This window comes from Escherichia sp. 94.0001 (genome assembly GCF_013369155.2).
Classification (GTDB): Bacteria; Pseudomonadota; Gammaproteobacteria; order Enterobacterales; family Enterobacteriaceae; genus Escherichia; species Escherichia coli_F.
Map to the genome: position 1 here is coordinate 1 of NZ_JABWMS020000181.1, position 1033 is coordinate 1033.

The 1033-nt window shown below is 37.1% G+C and carries 2 protein-coding genes and 1 pseudogene; all 3 read right to left on the reverse strand.

Annotated features, from left to right (window positions below; all coding sequences use genetic code 11):
• Nucleotides 1-2: 2 nt before the first annotated feature.
• Nucleotides 3-287, reverse strand: coding sequence for a polymorphic toxin type 15 domain-containing protein (locus HEN33_RS26630; protein WP_240828109.1), 285 nt, complete (start codon nt 285-287; stop codon nt 3-5).
• 135 nt (nt 288-422) lie between these two features.
• A pseudogene (locus HEN33_RS26875) lies at nt 423-605 on the reverse strand (RHS repeat-associated core domain-containing protein); the annotation flags it as partial.
• A gap of 67 nt (nt 606-672) precedes the next feature.
• On the reverse strand, nt 673-1033 hold a 361-nt coding region (locus HEN33_RS25075), incomplete at its 5' end, for a hypothetical protein (protein ID WP_183083519.1).

A 1033-nucleotide genomic window follows, 5' to 3' on the forward strand; every position in this document is an offset into this window, starting at 1 on the left:
ATTCATGGTGATATTCCAGAAAGAATTAGTTTAGCTGTTAACTTATCAACATCATTAGACATTGATAATATCTGGTCTGCAATTTGAGGGGCATTTCCCCCGAGAATTGAATTCTCTCTACTAAGCCCAGTTCTGCTTACATCACTAGGTAGCCCACCTGTTCGCATATCTGGTTCATGCAACCAAGCTTTCCCATCTCCGGCTGACCCTAGCTTTCTAACATAATCACGACCTTGCTTTTCCACATTAGCCGTATAATTACTTATGCGTCGTTTTAAACCTTCCATTCCTTCTTCTTTCAATATTTTATTGAAAGCTCTTATCTGTCCCCTAATTTGTCGCTTAAGTTCTCGCAAATTAGTTATTTTGCCTGGTTTCTGACGATGATGATATTCAAGAGTAGCGCATTTTAATCCAAGTGGATCAATATATGACAGCGGATTAGGCGCATAAGCATATAAGTTCAGCCCACCGTTTAATCCTATCGGATCTACGTAGAAATACTGTCCCGTCTCACAATCATAGTACCGGAACCGCTTATAGTACAGTCCTGAATCCGCATCCTCAAGCTGCCCCAGAAAATATAAACGGCTAAGGGTGCATATTGCCTAGTTAATCTGCAGGGCTTGCAATATGATCAATGATGTGTGACGTATCTTTCCTGTGTTTGCTTTAATAGATGTTTGTTTCTATCAGTTCATCGGTTCCGAGATGTGTGAACATAACTTTTAATGATTCTGATGGAAAGGGATGCTCATAAATTAATACACTAATTTTTAGATGATTTTCATCAATAACATTTATATTCCATAAAAACCAAGCTCTATTTTCAATTTCAAACCAATAAAGCCAATCACTAAGTATCCAATCTTCATCTTCATTTGAGTTGCGAAAGGACTCTACATAATCCTCTGGCAAAATAGAAATCCACTCATTAATATCAGGCCATGTAGAATAACTTCTATCATTAATCAATAATAATATTTCCCTGGCTTTTTTATGAATGTATTTAGCACATCCACTACTACAATGT